This is a genomic window from Brucella sp. NBRC 14130 (assembly GCF_040371715.1).
GTDB lineage: Bacteria > Pseudomonadota > Alphaproteobacteria > Rhizobiales > Rhizobiaceae > Brucella > Brucella intermedia.
In genome coordinates, this window is the sequence record NZ_BAABTE010000007.1 from 202,826 (window position 1) to 220,973 (window position 18,148).

Consider the following 18,148-nt stretch of genomic DNA (forward strand, 5'->3'; position numbering starts at 1 on the left):
CTCCTGATGCATATGAACGAGCTGCGCCAGCATATCCAGCCGAGCGGAACCGAATGGGCCTTCACATGGTTCGTCCGGATACTCGCTCTCGTGGCGCTGGCCAGCGGTGTGTTCTATTGGGTCAGGCTGATCGGTATTCATCCCGGGCTTCTGTGGCGGTTCGACCTGATGCCATGGACCTGGCAGACGGCGGTGGTCGCTCTGGCTGTTCTGATGCCGGTCGCGGCAACGGGACTATGGATGCGGGCGCCCTGGGGGCCTGTGCTATGGTTCGTGGCAGCGCTCGGCGAAATCGCCATCTATTCCGTTTTTTCGCGGCATTTCGAATACAAGCCGCTGACGGTCGGGTTCAACGCGGTCTGCATCGTCATATTTATCGCATTTCGTATTCTGCTCTTCTTCGAGAAGAAACGGCAGGCCCGCGCGAGCCTGCCGATATAGATTTATAGGGGCTGCGTTCCTTCATAGCGGGCGAAGGGCTTCGTCATTTGCCCTTTGAAAAGCAGCACATCATAGGTATTGCTGCCCGGCATATCCATCCCCGGCGAACCCATGGGCATTCCGGGCGCGGTCAGCCCCGTTGCCTGCGGACGTTCCGCCAGTAGCCGCTTGACCGCTCCAGCCGGCACATGCCCCTCAATGACATATCCATCGACGACCGCCGTGTGGCACGAGGCAAGATTGGCGGCGACGCCATGTTTTGCCTTTACGCTTTCCATCGCTTCCTCGACCTTCACGGTCACATTGAACCCGGCGGCTTTCATATGTTCGGCCCAGCCGTCGCAGCAGCCGCAATAAGGGTCCTTGTACATGGTCATTTGCGGAGCGGCGAAAACGGGTTCGGCATGAGCAAAATTCGTGAAGCCGGTAAAGCTTATCAGTCCGCCGACCACAAAATACTGTGCGAAACGAAGCGTCATGGTCCCTCCAATGGAATGTTGATAGCCGGTAACTAGCGCCTGTCCACATACTTCTCAAATGACGAAAGTTTAATGTGACGCGCTTTCCAAGCCCCGGAAAACCGGCATTTTACGCCAAAACAGCGCATTGCGGAGCAGGCTCAAGGACGGCGCGGAGTAAGCAAACATTAAGCCTGAATGGCCAATTTTGCCGGTAAGTTACTGTTAAGGCTGACTTTTAAGTCGAATTTTATGCATCTCCCCCAAATTGCTCTCAAGACGGTGAGAAACAATACACCGCGTAAAACAGGACAGGGAGCTGCATCATGGTTTCATGGAATGTGGCTCCGGCAGAGAGGCAAAAGAAATGATCAACGCACAGCGCAAGACGGACTTGTCCGTTCCGCTCACGACACCGGAAACCGCACTTCGCTCGCTTTATCTGGAAGCCCTCCAGCTGGTCGAGCGCCTGCATCGCCGCCTGCTCGACGTCGTCAAGGACGAGTTCGACCGCAACGGCCAGAGCGACATCAATGCGACGCAGGCGCTTCTGCTTTTCAACATCGGCAATTCGGAACTGACGGCAGGCGAACTGCGCTCGCGCGGTTACTATCTCGGCTCCAACGTTTCGTACAATCTGAAGAAGCTGGTCGAGATGGGCTTCATCCATCATCAGCGCTCGCGTGTCGACCGCCGTTCGGTGCGCGTCAGCCTGACGGACAAGGGCAATGCCATCGCCGATCAGGTGGCCGCGCTCTACGAACGCCATATCTCTTCCATCGAACAGATTGGCGGTATTCAGGTCGATGAATTCATGGCGATGAATAAGTCGCTGCAGCGTCTCGACCGCTTCTGGAACGACAGCATCGCATACCGCCTCTGAGCGGCTCGCCGCCGCTGGCTGACTGATGGTTTGTTGCAGAACTGTCACAACAGGCTGCCATTGAGAAGAATAAGGCGCTGTGAAGCTCTCAATCGTAAGGCGCATGGCTTGAAATTCCGGCCATGCGACATGATTAAGCCATAAAAAACGACATAAGCGTTTTACAGTGGCACGGGCAATATTGTGCCTCCTTCATTCAGGAATGGGCTCGAAAGTCGAATTTCGGATAAGCGGGCATCGTCGCATCGCTTTCTGTCCGGATATCGCCTTGCTGAACTATTGCTGATATTCTCTGGGAAGATCCCGCGCGAGCGGTTAGCCTTTTGGGACTACGCAAGATGACCAAGACCGACAGATCAGCCGATGCTTTGAAAGTAGATCGCCGCAGTTTCCTGCGCGGCGCGGCAACCGCCGGCCTTTCCGTGGCAGCCTCCGCCATGGTTTCCTCGGCCTATGCCCAGCAGGTTCTGACTGATGTTATCGCAGCGCCGCGGCGCGGCAACTGGGACGACCAGTTCGATGCCCGTGCGACGGGCGGGCAACGCGTCGCGACCAACCAGCCGGTTCTGAGCCCCCAGACGGTCGGCAATCTCCAGACTGCCATCGCGCAGTATACCGACATTGCCGGTCGCGGCGGCTGGCCGAGCGTGCCGGGCAATGCAAAGCTCCAGATCGGCGTGACCGATCCCGCCGTGCAGGCACTGCGCAAGCGTCTCATGATTTCCGGCGACCTCCCACAGGAAGCCGGTCTTTCCAGCTCGTTCGACACCTATGTCGATGCAGCCGTCAAGCGCTTCCAGTCCCGTCATGGGCTGCCTGCCGATGGCGTCATGGGGCAGTTCACCTATGCCGCGATGAACGTGGACGCGAATACGCGCCTCGGACAGCTCCAGACCAATCTCCAGCGGCTTTCGCCTCTGGCCGATCAGGGCATGCAGGAACAGCGTTTCGTGATGGTCAACATTCCGGCCGCGCGCATCGAAGCCGTTGAAGGCGGCAGCGTCGTGCAGCGTCATACGGCGGTTGTCGGCAAGATCGACCGCCAGACGCCGATCCTGAACTCAAAGATTCACGAGGTCATTCTCAATCCTTACTGGACCGCGCCTAAGTCGATCATCCAGAAGGACATCATTCCGCTGATGCGGAAGGATCCGCAATATCTGGCGAAAAACAAGATTCGTCTCTACGACCAGTCCGGCCAGGAAGTTGCGCCTGAAACCGTGGACTGGAACACGGATGATGCAGTTAAGCTGATGTTCCGTCAGGACCCGGGCAAGATCAACGCCATGTCCTCGACCAAGATCAACTTCCACAACCAGCATCAGGTCTATATGCACGACACGCCGCAGAAGAGCTATTTCAACAAGCTCATGCGCTTCGACTCTTCCGGCTGCGTCCGCGTCCAGAATGTCCGCGATCTCGACGTATGGCTGTTGAAGAACACGGCTGGTTGGGATCGCCAGACCATCGAAAACACGATCAAGTCGGGTACGAACACGCCGATCCAGGTTGCCGATCCGGTTCCGCTGCACTTCGTCTACATTTCCGCATGGTCCACCGGCGACGGCGTGGTGCAGTTCCGCGACGACATTTACAAGATGGACGGTGCAACGGCCCTCGCGCTTGGCACTGACACCTGATTCTCATCTCGACTGCGAGTTTCAAGCCGTCCGGACCCGTTCCGGGCGGCTTTTTCGTCTTGGCTCAATTATCAAATCGGTTTGCCGCATTTTGGAATAAGCTTTTCGCTTTGCGGCCATTGGCCTTGTGCGCTCAAGTGTGATAATGCGCCTCATCCATATAGCTTTTACCGGCTAACCCGGAGGGTGTGAAACATGTCTCAAGCCAACGCCGCCGCCAAGAACGCGTCTTCCGACGTTTTCTTCAATGCAAGCCTCGAGGACATCGATTCCGAGATTTTCGGTGCAATTCGCAACGAACTCGGTCGCCAGCGTCATGAAATCGAGCTGATCGCCTCGGAAAACATCGTTTCGCGCGCTGTTCTGGAAGCACAGGGTTCCATCCTCACCAACAAATATGCCGAAGGCTATCCGGGCAAGCGCTATTACGGCGGCTGCCAGTATGTCGACGTCGTGGAAGAACTGGCCATCGAACGCGCCAAGAAGCTCTTCGGCGCCGAATTTGCCAACGTTCAGCCGAATTCCGGCAGCCAGATGAACCAGGCCGTGTTCCTCGCGCTGCTCCAGCCGGGCGACACGTTCATGGGCCTCGACCTGAATTCCGGTGGCCACCTGACGCATGGTTCGCCGGTCAACATGTCCGGTAAGTGGTTCAATGTCGTTTCCTATGGCGTCCGCAAGGACGACCACCTGCTCGACATGGACGAAGTTGCCCGCCTTGCACGCGAAAACAAGCCGAAGCTCATTCTCGCCGGTGGCACCGCCTATTCGCGTATCTGGGACTGGAAGCGCTTCCGTGAGATTGCCGACGAAGTCGGCGCCTATCTCATGGTCGACATGGCGCATATCGCCGGTCTGGTCGCCGGTGGCGTTCATCCTTCGCCGGTCCCGCATGCGCATGTCTGCACCACGACGACGCACAAGTCGCTTCGTGGTCCGCGTGGCGGCATGATCCTCACCAACGATGCCGACATCGCCAAGAAGATCAATTCGGCTGTCTTCCCCGGCCTTCAGGGTGGCCCGCTGATGCACGTCATCGCCGGCAAGGCTGTCGCCTTCGCGGAAGCACTGAAGCCGGAGTTCAAGCTCTATGCGAAGAACGTCGTCGACAATGCGCGCGCACTGGCCGAAGAGCTGAAGTCCCACGGCCTCGACATTGTTTCGGGCGGCACCGACAACCACCTGATGCTGGTTGACCTGCGCCCGAAGAACGCGACGGGCAAGCGTGCAGAAGCTGCTCTTGGCCGCGCCAACATCACCTGCAACAAGAACGGCATTCCGTTCGACCCTGAAAAGCCGTTTGTTACGTCCGGCGTTCGTCTTGGCACGCCTGCCGGCACGACGCGCGGTTTCGGCGTTGCTGAATTCAAGGAAATCGGTTCGCTGATCGCCGAAGTTCTTGACGGCCTGAAGGTTGCCAATTCCGACGAAGGCAATGCCGCTGTCGAACAGGCAGTGAAGGAAAAGGTCATCGCGCTCACCGACCGTTTCCCGATGTACGGTTATCAAGGATAAGCCGGTTTCCATGATCGAGAGAAAACCCCGTTCAACCCTGTTGAGCGGGGTTTTTTCATTCTCCCATCCGGTAGGTGGATTGCCACTAATCGGCTATGATTGGCAGGAATCGGCTACGGAGGGCGCGCTCTTGAGTTTTCAAGGGGAGTGACCCCACATATGAGCGGTCCATTGCCAGTGTTAAGGTTGCCAGTTTTGAAGCTGCCGATATTGAAATTGAAAGAGTTCCATGCGTTGTCCCTATTGCCAGTCTGAAGATACGCAAGTGAAGGATTCCCGCCCGGCGGAAGACGGTGCTGTCATTCGCAGGCGTCGTGTCTGTTCGGTTTGCGGCGGGCGTTTCACGACCTTCGAGCGTGTGCAGTTGCGCGACCTGATGGTCGTGAAGAAAAGCGGGCGTCGCGTTCCTTTCGATCGCGACAAGCTCACGCGGTCCATCGAGGTGGCGTTGCGCAAGCGCGATGTCGATAATGACCGGGTTGAACGGGCCATTTCAGGCATTGTCCGCCAGCTTGAAAGTTCAGGCGAAGCGGAAGTCACCTCCGACGAGATCGGGCGGCTGGCCATGGATGCGCTGAAAGGCATCGACGATATCGCCTATATCCGCTTTGCGTCGGTCTATCGCAATTTCAGCAAGGCTGTCGATTTCCACAATGTCATCGACGAGCTGACGGTTCCTGAAACCGAGGACGATCTGGACGCTTGAGCATGAGTGGCAGCAAGTTTCCGCATTCGGACGTGACTTCGGATGATGTTCGCTTCATGGAGGCGACGATCCGATATGCGCGCCGTCACAAGGGGCTGACCGGCACCAACCCGTCCGTCGGCACGATCATCGTCAAGGATGGCGTCATCGTCGGGCGCGGCGTTACCGCACTGGGCGGCAGGCCCCATGCGGAACCACAGGCGCTGGCGGAGGCGGGAGACGCCGCGCGTGGCGCGACGGCTTATGTGACGCTGGAGCCATGCGCCCATCACGGGCGCACGCCGCCCTGCGCCGAAACGCTGGTGCGGGCAGGGGTGGCGCGTGTCGTGGCGGCGGCGACCGATCCGGACGAACGGGTCAGCGGAAAGGGCTTCGCCATCCTGCGTGAGGCAGGGATAGAGGTCGTGCCCGGCATTCTCGCCGATCAGGCTGCCGACGATCTGGCGGGCTATCTGAATCGATCTGCGAAGAAACGCCCGGAAGTGATTCTGAAACTTGCGCTTTCCGCCGATGGCATGATCGGCAGGCGGGGCGAGGGACAGGTCGCGATAACGGGACCGATTGCGCGTGCGCAGTCCCATATCCTCCGCGCACAGACGGATGTTATCCTGATCGGTATTGAAACCGCGCTTGCGGATGATCCCGTTCTGAACTGCCGCCTGCCGGGACTGGAACAGCGTTCGCCGGTCCGCGTTGTGCTCGATGGCGGATTGCGCCTGCCGCTTTCGTCAAGACTCGTACAGACCACCGATGCCCAGCCCTTGTGGATCGCCTGCGGCGAGGAGGCCTCGCCCGAACGGCGTTATGAGTTGACGGCTGCCGGTTGCCGCATCCTCGCGACCGAAGCCGACGATTGCCGCATCGCATTGCCCGAGTTGATGGACGACCTTGCCGCGCAGGGCATTTCCTCGGTTCTCGTTGAGGGCGGCGCGGGTGTTGCAAAGAGCTTTCTGGATGAGGGGCTGGTGGATCGGCTTGCCATCTTCCGTTCGCCGGTTGAAATCGGCTCGGAACATGGGGTTGCCGTGGACGGCCTTGAAACCCATATCGCAGACGAATTCAAAATTCTGAGGCAGGCGCGCTATGGCGACGATGCCTATGCAGAATATGTAAGGAAGATTTGATGTTTACAGGCATTATCACCGATATAGGCAAGGTTGACCGGATCAAGCCGCTGAATGAAGGAGTCCTTCTGCGTATCGAGACCGCCTATGACCCGGAAACGATCGAGCTGGGCGCGTCGATTGCCTGTTCCGGCGTCTGCCTGACGGTGGTGGCGCTGCCGGAAAAAGGCACCAATGCCCGCTGGTTCGAGGTGGAGGCATGGGAAGAGGCGCTGCGTCTCACCACGATCTCCGCTTGGCAGAACGGACGCAACATCAATCTGGAGCGTTCGCTGAAGCTTGGCGACGAAATGGGCGGTCATCTGGTTTCCGGCCATGTTGACGGACAGGCTGAAATCATCGACCGCAAGGAAGAGGGCGACGCCGTGCGTTTCACCTTGCGCGCGCCGGAAGAACTGGCGCCGTTCATCGCCCAGAAGGGGTCGGTTGCCCTTGATGGTACGTCGCTGACGGTCAATGGTGTCGATGGAAACGAGTTCGATGTGCTCCTGATCCGCCACTCGCTGGAAGTCACGACATGGGGCGAGCGGAAAGCGGGCGATAAGGTAAATATCGAGATCGACCAGCTGGCACGATACGCAGCAAGGCTTGCGCAATATCAGAAATAGGCTTAGAGCCTAAAACTCTAAAGCTGTAACAGCATTTCCCGATTTTAAGCGTTGACCGCAATCGTTGCGGTCCGCAAGATTTGTCATGGAGTCTCTCATGTCCAAGCACGAGGCGCATGCGCCGCATTTGCTTATTGTTGAAGCGCGTTTCTACGATGATCTCGCCGACGCGCTTCTGGATGGCGCAAAGGCAGCCTTGGATGAGGCAGGGGCGACCTATGATGTCGTGACGGTTCCCGGCGCTCTCGAAATTCCGGCGACGATTTCCTTCGCGCTCGACGGTGAAGAAAATGGCGGCACGGAATATGATGGCTATGTCGCGCTCGGCACGGTCATCCGTGGTGAAACCTATCACTTCGATATCGTTGCCAATGAATCCTGCCGCGCGCTCACCGACCTTTCGGTCGAGGAGAGCATCGCCATCGGCAACGGCATCCTGACCGTCGAGAACGAAGAGCAGGCATGGGTTCGCGCCCGCCGCGCTGACAAGGACAAGGGCGGTTTTGCTGCCCGCGCCGCACTGACCATGATCGACCTGCGCAAGAAGTTCGGAGTCTGATCGTTATGAGTTCTTCTACCGGAGGCCGCCCGACTCCCAATGCACCGCGCATGGCCAACAAGCGCGGCGTCGCCCGTCTTGCTGCCGTGCAAGCGCTCTATCAGATGGATGTGGCCGGGACGGGCGTCCTGGAAGTGGTGGCCGAATACGAAGCTTTCCGCCTCGGCAAGGAAGTGGACGGCACGCAGTATCTCGACGCCGATCCGCAATGGTTCCGCGCAATCGTAGCCGGTGTCGTGGATGAGCAGCTGAAGCTCGACCCAATGATCCATCAGGCGCTGACGGAGGACTGGCCGCTGTCGCGTCTCGATTCGACGCTGCGCGCCATTCTCCGCGCGGGTGCATGGGAATTGCAGACGCGCAAGGACGTGCCGACGGCAGTCATCGTGTCGGAATATGTCGATATCGCCAAGGCCTTCTATACGGAGGAAGAGCCGAAGCTGGTCAATGCCGTGCTCGATCGTCTGGCGTTTGTCATTCGTGGCGAGAGCCGTGGCGTGAAGCCGCGCTGATCCGGCTTCGCCGACGATAATCATGAAAGAAGGGCTGTGAGAAATCGCAGCCCTTCTTTCATTGTACGCTGGCAAAGAACGACTTGACGTTTGTTAAACCGTTTCGCATGTTGGTCGCGCGGCATTGAGAATGCTGAAATGCAGGGAATCGCGCCAATTCATTGAATCCAAGGCGTAAGTTTCCTGGCGAATATACCGAAGAAGCCCGGTATCTTGCATTGGCTTCAGGCACTTCCATGCCGCTCAGTCGGGTCCGGGGAGGGGTTTTCGGGCCTATCCTGCGCACGTGTCTGCCGACAATCGCGGCTCGCGGTCAGACGGCAGCCAGCGCGAGCTATGGAGCGCGTTCCGATCTGTTGCGACAGGCCGGCGCTCCAATTGTCTGGGTGGCCGCGCATATTTCCCGAAAATCGTTTCACATTTTTCGGGATGCGCTCAATGGGAGTTGGCCTTTATGCAAATGGGAGTGGCAGTCTTAATTCTCGTCATTGCCTGCGGCGTGCTTTCCGTTCTTTTCGCCATATGGGCGATCCGTTCGGTTCTCGCAGCCGATCAGGGGACGCAGCGCATGCAGGAAATTGCTGAAGCCATCCGCGAGGGTGCCTCAGCCTATCTCACAAGACAATATTCAACGATTGCCATCGTTGGCGTCGTGGTTTTCCTCGCCGCCTGGTATCTGCTGTCGATCAGTGCGGCAATCGGCTTTTTGATCGGCGCAGTTCTGTCGGGCGTCACCGGCTTCATCGGAATGCACGTTTCGGTTCGCGCCAATGTGCGCACTGCGCAGGCGGCATCGCTCAGCCTCGCCGGAGGGCTTGAACTGGCCTTCAAGTCCGGGGCCATTACCGGTCTTCTGGTGGCAGGGCTCGCGCTGCTTGGCGTCTCCGTCTACTATTGCATTCTCACCGTCTGGCTTGGTTACGCGCCCTCTGACCGCACCGTTATCGATGCGCTGGTGTCGCTCGGCTTCGGCGCTTCGCTTATCTCGATCTTTGCGCGTCTTGGCGGCGGCATCTTCACCAAGGGCGCAGACGTTGGCGGAGATCTCGTCGGCAAGGTGGAAGCCGGTATCCCGGAGGATGACCCGCGCAACCCCGCGACCATTGCGGACAATGTCGGCGATAATGTCGGCGATTGCGCAGGCATGGCCGCCGACCTGTTTGAAACCTACGCGGTGACAGTCGTTGCCACCATGGTTCTGGGCGCGATCTTCTTCAACGGATCGGACGTTCTTTCAAGCGTCATGCTCTATCCGCTGATGATCTGCGGCGCCTGCGTGATTACGTCGATCGTGGGCACTTTCTTCGTCAAGCTCAGCGTCGATGGCTCCATCATGGGCGCGCTCTACAAGGGGCTGATCGCAACGGGCCTGCTTTCTATTGTCGGGCTTGCCGTCGCCAACACGCTGACAATCGGCTGGGGCGAGATCGGAACGGTCGCCGGAAAAAGCATCACGGGCACCAATCTCTTCATCTGCGGGCTGATCGGTCTCATCGTTACCGGGCTGATCGTGGTGATTACGGAATATTATACCGGCACCAACAAGCGCCCGGTCAATTCCATCGCGCAGGCCTCTGTGACAGGGCACGGCACCAACGTCATCCAGGGGCTGGCAGTTTCGCTGGAATCGACCGCGCTTCCGGCTATCGTGATCGTTGGCGGCATTATCTCGACCTACCAGCTTGCGGGCCTGTTCGGGACCGCTATCGCCGTCACCGCCATGCTCGGCATTGCGGGCATGATCGTGGCGCTCGATGCCTTCGGCCCGGTTACCGACAATGCGGGCGGCATCGCGGAAATGGCCGGTCTCGACCCGGAAGTCCGCAAGGCCACCGATGCACTGGATGCCGTGGGCAACACAACCAAGGCTGTCACCAAAGGCTACGCCATCGGTTCGGCGGGGCTTGGTGCGCTGGTTCTGTTTGCGGCTTATTCCAACGACCTGGCCTATTTTGCCGCCAACGGGCAGACCTATCCCTATTTCGCGGATATGGGGCCTGTCTCCTTCGATCTCTCCAACCCCTATGTGGTCGCGGGACTGATCTTTGGCGGGCTTATCCCTTATCTGTTCGGTGGCATGGCGATGACCGCCGTGGGCCGGGCCGGGGGCGCGGTGGTTCAGGAAGTGCGCCGCCAGTTCCGCGAGAAGCCGGGCATCATGACCGGCAAGGAACGCCCGGATTATGCCCGCGCGGTCGATCTTCTGACGAAGGCGGCAATCCGCGAAATGATCATCCCGTCGCTCCTGCCTGTGCTGGCGCCGATTGTCGTCTATTTCGGCGTTTTGCTTATTTCAGGCTCCAAGGCTGCGGCCTTTGCAGCCCTTGGTGCATCGCTTCTGGGCGTCATCATCAATGGCCTGTTCGTGGCAATTTCCATGACATCTGGTGGCGGCGCATGGGACAACGCCAAGAAGAGCTTCGAGGACGGGTTTACCGATGCCGATGGCGTGAAGCACCTGAAAGGTTCGGAAGCGCACAAGGCATCGGTGACGGGCGATACGGTCGGCGATCCCTACAAGGATACTGCCGGTCCAGCCGTCAATCCGGCGATCAAGATCACCAACATCGTGGCCCTGTTGCTGCTGGCTGTGCTGGCGCATATGTCCTGACGGACTGAGCTTCAAACAAAGAAAACCCGCCTTGAAGGCGGGTTTTTCGTTTTGGAGGTATCGGCAGGATCAGTTGCTGGGGCCGCCTGCGGCGCCCGGCAGGGATGTCGGGGCCTTGGACACGCCCTGAATGATCTGACCGAGGAAGCTCTGGTCCTTGCCGCCGGTCGGCGTCGTGCGCGACACGAAGTCGAACAGCTTGCCGTCCTTCAGACCGTAATTGGCGATATGCTCGACCTTGCCGTCCTTGTCGAAATAGATGGCGAGGATCTGTCGCTCGATGATCTTCGGCTTCATGAACTGCGCGGCGCGGTAACGCTTCTGCGAAATGTAATAGAACACTTCATTGTCGAAGGTCGCGGTGGTCGACGGCGTGCCGAGCGCCAGAAGCACCTGCTCGCGGCTGGAGCCGACAGGGACCGAATCAAGCGCGTTCTGATCGAGCACGTAACCCTCTGTCAGAGTTTCGGACGGATTGAGCGTGGATGCAGTATTGCACCCCGCAAGCGCCACTGAGACGAGAATTGTCGTGCCTGCGAGAAGAGCACGCTGCGTGCGCATGCTTGGAAAAATTCGCTGCAACAAAGACCTCTCCATACATTCTAAATCAGCGCGGCACTTTCGCCGTCGGGAGAACTTCGGTAAACCACCTTGCTTATTTATGCAACTGGAACGGTCGTACGGATATGATTCTCCAACTTTTCCGCCGCAAATCCAAAGCAAACGAGGCAATTATGCTTCGCGTTTACGAGGTGATCGTGGCGGCGGCGCGGCAAAAACGGTTCTATGCACAATTTCAGGTGCCTGACACGCCGCTGGGCCGTTATGAAATGCTTTCCCTGCATATTTTCCTCGCGCTTCACCGCATGAGGGGAGAAAACAGGGCGCTGGCCGACCTCGCGCAGGAAATCGCCGACGAGTTTTTCAAGGATGTCGACCATTCGCTTCGCGAACTGGGCATCGGCGACCAGGGCGTGCCGAAGCGCATGAAAAAGCTTGCGCGCATGTTCTATGGCCGCGTCGCGGCTTATGGCGAGGCGCTCGACGCAAATGATGGCGATGCGCTGGCGGCGGCCCTGACGCGAAACATCCGCCCGGACCTCGAATTCTGGCCGCACGCCCACCATTTGGCTGAATATGTTCTGGCGTGCCGCGACCGGCTGCAAAAAATTGCAGACGACGCTTTGGCGGCAGGCGACATTTCCTATATGGATGCAGACTAAAGCATGTCTCCTAAAAGTGGGAACCAGTTTTGGGAGACTTGCCTGGGAACAAAACTTAAGAGCGCATCCTGAAAAGTGTAAAACGGTTTCGGATAAGATGCGCGCCAAAGGCGACTTTGCGCCAACGAACAATGCTGAAAAAGGCCAATGAGAATGACTGATAAACCGGCGCTCACCTATCCTGTTCCGGTTCTTCACCTGCCGCAAAAGGGCGTGACGGTGAAAATAGGCACGGATGAGAAAGAGCGCGCAGCGCTCGCGGCAGACCATGGGCTTGAGGCCGTGAATGCCTTTGCCGCGGAGTTTCTGATTACGCCTTGGAAAAAGGACGGTATCCGGGTGCGTGGCCGCATCGACGCGGAAATCGTTCAATCCTGCGTCGTGACGCTGGAACCGCTGACCAACAGCATTGCCGAGGAAGTCGATACGATTTTCGTGCCGGAAAATTCACGGCTGGCGCGAATTCAGCTTGATGATAGCGGCGAAATGCTGCTCGATGCGGAAGGCGCGGACAGTCCAGAAGTTTTTGTCGGCGACAAGATCGATGTCGGTGCGATTGCGGAGGAATTCTTCGATCTCGCCATTGATCCCTATCCCCGCAAGCCGGGTTTGCCGGACGATAGCGAGCCGAAGGTTTTCGGGGACGATGACGGGGAAGAGAAGCCCGTTTCGCCATTTGCGAAACTTTCGGAATGGCAAAAGAAGCCGTAATTCACAGTGAGTTTGTCAGAATTTGGTTGTGTGGAAACGCAAAAGCACTATTTTCGCCGAAAACCTGTCTGCTGCAAAAGGCAGAGCAGGAGCAGGGTCGCACAGGAATAATCAAGAGTGATCAAAATTTCGATTGACGCGATGGGCGGTGATTTTGGCCCTGAAGTGGTCATCCCCGGCGCAGCGAAGGCGCTTGAGCGTCATCCTGACATCCGCTTTATATTCTTCGGTCTCCCCGCGCAGGTAGAGCCGGTGCTGGCGCGCTATCCGAAGCTGAAGGCCGCATCGGAGTTCCGCGCGAGCGAGGTTGCCATCAGCATGGACGACAAGCCAAGCCAGGCCCTGCGCGCCGGTCGTGGCAAATCGTCCATGTGGCAGGCCATCGAGGCCGTAAAGACCGGCGACGCACAGGCGTGTATCTCCGCCGGCAATACCGGCGCGCTTATGGCCATGTCCAAGTTTTGCCTGCGCATGATGTCGGATGTCGAACGTCCGGCGATTGCGGGCATCTGGCCAACGCTACGTGGTGAAAGCATCGTGCTCGACATTGGCGCTACCATCGGCGCCGATGCGCGCCAGCTTGTCGACTACGCCGTCATGGGCGCCGGTATGGCGCGTGCCCTGTTCGAGGTGCGCAAGCCGACCGTCGGGCTTCTCAATGTCGGCACGGAAGAGGTCAAGGGCCTCGACGAGATCAAGGAGGCAGGCCAGATTCTGCGCGATACGCCGCTTGAAGGACTTGCCTATTCCGGTTTCGTTGAAGGCAACGACATCGGCAAAGGTACGGTGGATGTGGTTGTGACCGAAGGTTTCACCGGCAATATCGCGCTCAAGGCCGCGGAAGGTACGGCCCGGCAGATGGCGGAGCTGCTGCGTCAGGCCATGAGCCGCACGCTGCTTGCCAAGATCGGCTATGTTTTCGCCAAGGGTGCGTTCGACCGCCTGCGTGAGAAAATGGACCCGAACAAGGTCAATGGCGGGGTTTTCCTTGGCTTGAGCGGAATTGTCATCAAAAGTCATGGCAGCGCGAATGCCGAAGGCTTCTGTTCGGCGGTGGAAGTCGGCTATGACATGGTGAGAAATCGCCTTCTGGAAAAGATCGAGGCCGATCTGGCGCATTTCCACCACAGTCATCCGCATGTTTCGAGTGAAGGTGACGAGGCTGCGAAGGCTTGAATTCCGCAACGCCATCCAGGAAGTGCATTTGAAAGACTTGCGGATTGCCGGATATCCTTCGGCGCCGAAGCGGTGAAGTAACTTTTGCCGGTTATGTGTAGGGCCAGAATTCTCGACTGCGCGCACGATGTTCGCCGCGCCGGTCGCATGTAAGGACAGGAAATAAGAGATGATAAGATCTGTCGTGCGGGGTATCGGTTCGGCATTGCCGAAGCGGGTCATGAAGAATACCGATTTCGAAGGTATCATCGAAACCTCGGACGAATGGATCGTGCAGCGCACGGGTATCCGTGAACGTCACATTGCAGGCGACGATGAAACTACGGTTTCGCTTGGCACCGCAGCAGCGCGCGCGGCGATCGAGAATGCAGGCTTGCAGCCGACCGATATCGATCTCGTCTTGCTGGCCACCTCTACACCCAACCATACGTTTCCGGCCAGTGCCGTGGAAATCCAGCGCGAGCTGGGAATCACCAGTGGTTTTGCATTCGACATGCAGGCCGTGTGCAGCGGCTTCATCTATGCCATCACCACGGCGGACCTCTATATCCGCGGCGGCATGGCGAAGCGGGTGCTGGTCATCGGCGCGGAAACCTTCTCGCGTATTCTCGACTGGAGTGACCGCACGACCTGCGTTCTTTTCGGCGATGGCGCTGGTGCGCTCGTGCTGGAAGCCGCCGAGGGCAATGGCCTGACCTCGGATCGCGGCGTTCTCGCCGCCAACCTGCGTTCGGACGGCAATCACAAGGAGAAGCTCTTTGTCGATGGCGGCCCGTCCACGACCCAGACCGTCGGCCACCTGCGCATGGAAGGCCGCGAAGTCTTCAAGCACGCAGTCGGCATGATCACCGATGTTATCGAGGCCTCTTTCGACGAAACCGGCCTTACTGCCGAGGATATCGACTGGTTCGTCCCGCACCAGGCCAACAAGCGCATTATCGACGCTTCCGCCAAGAAGCTGAATATTGCGGAAAACAAGGTGGTCATCACCGTTGACCGTCATGGCAACACCTCTGCTGCCTCGGTTCCGCTGGCGCTCGCAACCGCTGTTGCGGACGGTCGCATCAAGAAGGGCGACCTCGTTCTTCTGGAGGCAATGGGCGGCGGATTCACCTGGGGCGCGGTTCTGTTGCGTTGGTAAGCGATAAATTTGATCTGCCGTGAGGAAACTCGCTGCTTGACCGTTGCGCTTTTATTTGTGTAACGTCCTGTCACGTAAGGATATTATCTGTTCAAACGCTAACCAGGCAGGTTCGGTCATGGGAGGTAAAACGGTCACGCGAGCTGATCTGGCAGAGGCTGTTTACCGGAAGGTAGGCCTTTCCAGAACGGAGTCGGCGGCTCTTGTCGAGATGATCCTCGACGAAGTCTGTGACGCTATCGTCAACGGCGAAACGGTGAAATTGTCGTCCTTCGCGACATTTCAGGTTCGCGACAAGAACGAGCGCATTGGCCGTAATCCGAAAACAGGCGAGGAAGTTCCAATTCTTCCCCGCCGTGTGATGACTTTCAAAGCTTCCAACGTTCTCAAGCAGCGTATCCTGCAGGAACATCAGAAGCGCGAAGCCAAAAGCCAGAAATAATTCCTGAAATGCTGCCCAACGGGCGGCATTTTTGTTTTTGCGCCATCATCTCAAACTGACATCGGTTCCTTCTGCGCTTGCCCCTGGGTCAAGCGCAAGGACTGGCTTTTGCCTGATGCAGGTTGCCATTGCATGGCTGGAGCATTTCCAGCAAAAGTGTGAAACGTCTACGCGGGGAAATCAGTTCACTGGACTGATTTCTTAACTCGCTTCGATGTGTTGGATAATGCGATAAAACAAGTAGTCAGAGCGGTTCCGGCGATTCTGTTAGAACAGGAACCGGCTCTTACTGTGCGCCGGTGCCAGCCGCGCTGCCTTCCGTTCTGCGTGAAGGGATGCTTATAAAGCTCTGATATTATATAATGGATTTTGCAGGGCGAATCGCTTTGCTAATATTGCAATCTGAAAAACGGCAGGTTTTTCAGAAAGAGTTTGCGTTGAGCGCCGTCCGGTTTTGAATGACGTTGAGCCGTGCCTTTTTGCATGCTGGAGATTGTTAACTCCCGTCCTTTAAAATCCGATGCTGAAACGCCTTTTGTGTAGCAAGCGCGTTCGCGTTGGCGAGTTGAACTATCTGGATCGGCGAGGTTGCGCCGCGACGGCGAAACCCGAACCTCTGGAAAGGGCAAGTGGAATGGACAAGAGCCCTGATGCATTCAGGACGATCAGCGAAGTAGCGGAGGACCTCGATCTTCCGCAGCATGTGCTGCGTTTCTGGGAAACACGCTTTACCCAGATCAAGCCAATGAAGCGTGGCGGTGGCCGCCGATATTATCGCCCGCTCGACGTGGAATTGCTGAAGGGCATTCGCCATCTGCTCTATGATCAGGGCTACACCATCAAGGGTGTGCAGCGTCTGCTCCGCGAAAACAATGCGCAGTTCATCATCGCGCTTGGCAATGGCGATGTGCAGGCCATAGAGGCGATCACGCGCCAGAAGCAGGCCGCCGCCGACAAGCGCGCTGCCGAAGAGGCGGCGGATAATGAAATGGCTTTGCCAAGCGGCATCAAGGCGCCGCAACCGGCCCGCAAGCTTTTCGGTCTCCTGAAGGGCGAGGAAGATGGTCCCATCGGTGCCGATGGACGGCGTCCGTCGAAGGATAATCGCTCGCTGCTGCAGGAGGCATTATTCGATCTGCTCGAATGCAAGCGTCTTCTCGATCAGGTGCGATGATCGACTTCTAACCCATGAAAAAGGGAGGCTTTTGCCTCCCTTTTCTTTTGTAGCCGAACTGGATCAACTTGATGAGAGTTTCAATCCGATGATACCGGCGAGGATCAGCGTCACGCTTGCGACGCGGAAGAAGGTGGCTGCTTCGCCGAGGATGACGATCCCCACCACGAAAGCGCCCACCGCGCCGATGCCCGTCCATATTGCATAGGCCGTGCCGAGCGGCAGGCTGCGCATGGCTATCGACAACAGAGCGAAGCTGCCGATCATGGTCACGATGGTGATGACGCTCGGTGTGAGAAGGGAAAACCCTTCCGATTTTTTCATGAAGAAGGCCCAGACAACTTCGAGAATCCCGGCCACGGCCAGATAAATCCATGCCATTTTAATGCTCCCTGATGAGGGTTCTGAACGGGCCGTCCCGTTCGTTGATGAGGGCAGGAAGGCCGTCCTTCCCGCGAAGTCCTTGATCAGTGCGACGGATGAAGTGCATCGTTGAGATACATACAGGTCAGCATGGTGAAGACATAAGCCTGAATGATCGCCATCAGCAATTCGAGCGCCGTCAGCGCGACGGTCATGGCAAGCGGCAGTACGGCGGTCAATATGCCAAGCGTTCCAAGACTGCCGAGCCCGATGACGAAGCCGGCAAAGACCTTCAGCGTGATGTGCCCCGCCAGCATGACGGCGAAGAGACGGACTGAATGACTGACGGGGCGCGAGATATAGGACATGATCTCTATCGGCACGATGATCGGTGCGAGCACGATCGGTACGCCCGCAGGCATGAACAGGCGGAAGAACCTGAAGCCGTGGCGCACAAGCCCGTAGATCGTCACTGTCAGAAAGACGAGCATGGCCAGCGCGAAGGTCACGATGATATGGCTCGTCACCGTGAATGCGTAGGGGAACATGCCGATCAGATTGGCGAACAGGATGAACAGAAACAGCGAAAAGACGAGAGGGAAGAAGGTCATGCCTTTCTCACCGGCATTCTCGCGCAATGTCTTCGACACGAATTCGTAGAGGATTTCGGCGGAGGACTGCCAGCGTCCGGGGACCACGCCGCCCCTTTTGGACGAGAGGAACATGAATGCAGCCGCGCCCAGCACCGTCAGCACCATGAAAAGTGCGGAATTGGTGAAAGCAACCGGCTGTCCGCCGATTTCGCCAAGTTCAACGATGGGCTTGATTGCAAATTGTTCGATCGGTCCTGCCATAGGACTT

At 57.8% G+C, this 18,148-nt stretch carries 20 protein-coding genes; 16 read left to right on the plus strand and 4 right to left on the minus strand.

What is annotated here, in order from left to right:
* The first annotated feature begins 6 nt into the window (after positions 1–6).
* The gene (locus ABWW28_RS16835; RefSeq protein ID WP_113463044.1) at positions 7–441 is read left to right on the plus strand and encodes a DUF6163 family protein; all 435 of its coding nucleotides are present in this window, start codon (positions 7–9) and stop codon (positions 439–441) included.
* A gap of 2 nt (positions 442–443) precedes the next feature.
* Here ABWW28_RS16835 and ABWW28_RS16840 read toward each other — a convergent pair whose 3' ends face one another.
* On the minus strand, positions 444–920 hold the full coding sequence (locus ABWW28_RS16840) for a DUF411 domain-containing protein (RefSeq protein ID WP_353391510.1): 477 nt from the start codon (positions 918–920) through the stop codon (positions 444–446).
* Positions 921–1,266: 346 nt separating this feature from the next.
* Here ABWW28_RS16840 and ldtR point away from each other — a divergent pair, with 346 nt between their 5' ends.
* The 9 genes from ldtR to ABWW28_RS16885 all read left to right on the plus strand — a co-directional run bounded on the left by ldtR (position 1,267) and on the right by ABWW28_RS16885 (position 11,057).
* A complete protein-coding gene (gene ldtR / locus ABWW28_RS16845) occupies positions 1,267–1,782 on the plus strand; it encodes a transcriptional regulator LdtR (RefSeq protein ID WP_006472781.1) in 516 nt (171 codons plus the stop codon).
* 338 nt (positions 1,783–2,120) lie between these two features.
* Entirely contained in the window at positions 2,121–3,422 is a 1,302-nt protein-coding gene (locus ABWW28_RS16850; RefSeq protein WP_006472782.1) for a L,D-transpeptidase family protein, read from the plus strand.
* A gap of 195 nt (positions 3,423–3,617) precedes the next feature.
* Positions 3,618–4,937 carry a serine hydroxymethyltransferase gene (glyA, locus tag ABWW28_RS16855; protein WP_006466484.1) on the plus strand — a complete coding sequence of 440 codons (1,320 nt, stop codon included), beginning with the start codon at positions 3,618–3,620 and terminating at the stop codon, positions 4,935–4,937.
* 229 nt (positions 4,938–5,166) lie between these two features.
* Complete coding sequence (gene nrdR, locus ABWW28_RS16860; protein WP_006466485.1) at positions 5,167–5,643, plus strand: transcriptional regulator NrdR; 477 nt, start codon at positions 5,167–5,169, stop codon at positions 5,641–5,643.
* A gap of 2 nt (positions 5,644–5,645) precedes the next feature.
* Positions 5,646–6,767, plus strand: a complete 1,122-nt coding sequence (ribD, locus tag ABWW28_RS16865; RefSeq protein ID WP_006472783.1) for a bifunctional diaminohydroxyphosphoribosylaminopyrimidine deaminase/5-amino-6-(5-phosphoribosylamino)uracil reductase RibD — start codon at positions 5,646–5,648, stop codon at positions 6,765–6,767.
* Positions 6,767–7,375, plus strand: a complete 609-nt coding sequence (locus ABWW28_RS16870) for a riboflavin synthase (protein WP_006472784.1) — start codon at positions 6,767–6,769, stop codon at positions 7,373–7,375. The genes ribD and ABWW28_RS16870 overlap by 1 nt, the downstream gene beginning before the upstream one ends.
* A gap of 97 nt (positions 7,376–7,472) precedes the next feature.
* Positions 7,473–7,934: a 6,7-dimethyl-8-ribityllumazine synthase gene (locus ABWW28_RS16875; protein ID WP_006472785.1), complete on the plus strand. Its 462-nt coding sequence runs from the start codon at positions 7,473–7,475 to the stop codon at positions 7,932–7,934.
* Positions 7,935–7,939: 5 nt separating this feature from the next.
* Positions 7,940–8,446: a transcription antitermination factor NusB gene (gene nusB, locus ABWW28_RS16880; RefSeq protein WP_006466489.1), complete on the plus strand. Its 507-nt coding sequence runs from the start codon at positions 7,940–7,942 to the stop codon at positions 8,444–8,446.
* Between the two features lie 454 nt (positions 8,447–8,900).
* Positions 8,901–11,057 carry a sodium-translocating pyrophosphatase gene (locus tag ABWW28_RS16885; protein ID WP_006472786.1) on the plus strand — a complete coding sequence of 719 codons (2,157 nt, stop codon included), beginning with the start codon at positions 8,901–8,903 and terminating at the stop codon, positions 11,055–11,057.
* A gap of 69 nt (positions 11,058–11,126) precedes the next feature.
* Here ABWW28_RS16885 and ABWW28_RS16890 read toward each other — a convergent pair whose 3' ends face one another.
* Entirely contained in the window at positions 11,127–11,642 is a 516-nt protein-coding gene (locus ABWW28_RS16890) for an outer membrane protein assembly factor BamE (protein WP_036565756.1), read from the minus strand.
* Positions 11,643–11,743: 101 nt separating this feature from the next.
* On the opposite strand from ABWW28_RS16890, the gene ABWW28_RS16895 reads away from it, so the two are divergent.
* The 6 genes from ABWW28_RS16895 (at position 11,744) to ABWW28_RS16920 (ending at position 16,924) form a co-directional block, all read left to right on the plus strand.
* Positions 11,744–12,280, plus strand: a complete 537-nt coding sequence (locus ABWW28_RS16895; protein WP_006472788.1) for a ubiquinol-cytochrome C chaperone family protein — start codon at positions 11,744–11,746, stop codon at positions 12,278–12,280.
* Positions 12,281–12,433: 153 nt separating this feature from the next.
* A complete protein-coding gene (locus tag ABWW28_RS16900) occupies positions 12,434–12,991 on the plus strand; it encodes a YceD family protein (RefSeq protein WP_006472789.1) in 558 nt (185 codons plus the stop codon).
* Between the two features lie 117 nt (positions 12,992–13,108).
* Entirely contained in the window at positions 13,109–14,167 is a 1,059-nt protein-coding gene (plsX, locus tag ABWW28_RS16905) for a phosphate acyltransferase PlsX (RefSeq protein ID WP_006466495.1), read from the plus strand.
* A gap of 169 nt (positions 14,168–14,336) precedes the next feature.
* Positions 14,337–15,308, plus strand: coding sequence for a beta-ketoacyl-ACP synthase III (locus tag ABWW28_RS16910; protein ID WP_006472790.1), 972 nt, complete (start codon positions 14,337–14,339; stop codon positions 15,306–15,308).
* 118 nt (positions 15,309–15,426) lie between these two features.
* On the plus strand, positions 15,427–15,750 hold the full coding sequence (locus ABWW28_RS16915; protein ID WP_006472791.1) for an integration host factor subunit alpha: 324 nt from the start codon (positions 15,427–15,429) through the stop codon (positions 15,748–15,750).
* Positions 15,751–16,384: 634 nt separating this feature from the next.
* A complete protein-coding gene (locus ABWW28_RS16920) occupies positions 16,385–16,924 on the plus strand; it encodes a MerR family transcriptional regulator (protein ID WP_021587780.1) in 540 nt (179 codons plus the stop codon).
* 63 nt (positions 16,925–16,987) lie between these two features.
* Here ABWW28_RS16920 and sugE read toward each other — a convergent pair whose 3' ends face one another.
* Both sugE and ABWW28_RS16930 read right to left on the minus strand, forming a co-directional pair.
* A complete protein-coding gene (gene sugE / locus ABWW28_RS16925) occupies positions 16,988–17,305 on the minus strand; it encodes a quaternary ammonium compound efflux SMR transporter SugE (protein WP_021587779.1) in 318 nt (105 codons plus the stop codon).
* Between the two features lie 86 nt (positions 17,306–17,391).
* On the minus strand, positions 17,392–18,141 hold the full coding sequence (locus ABWW28_RS16930; RefSeq protein WP_112701489.1) for a F0F1 ATP synthase subunit A: 750 nt from the start codon (positions 18,139–18,141) through the stop codon (positions 17,392–17,394).
* Between the last annotated feature and the right edge of the window lie 7 nt (positions 18,142–18,148).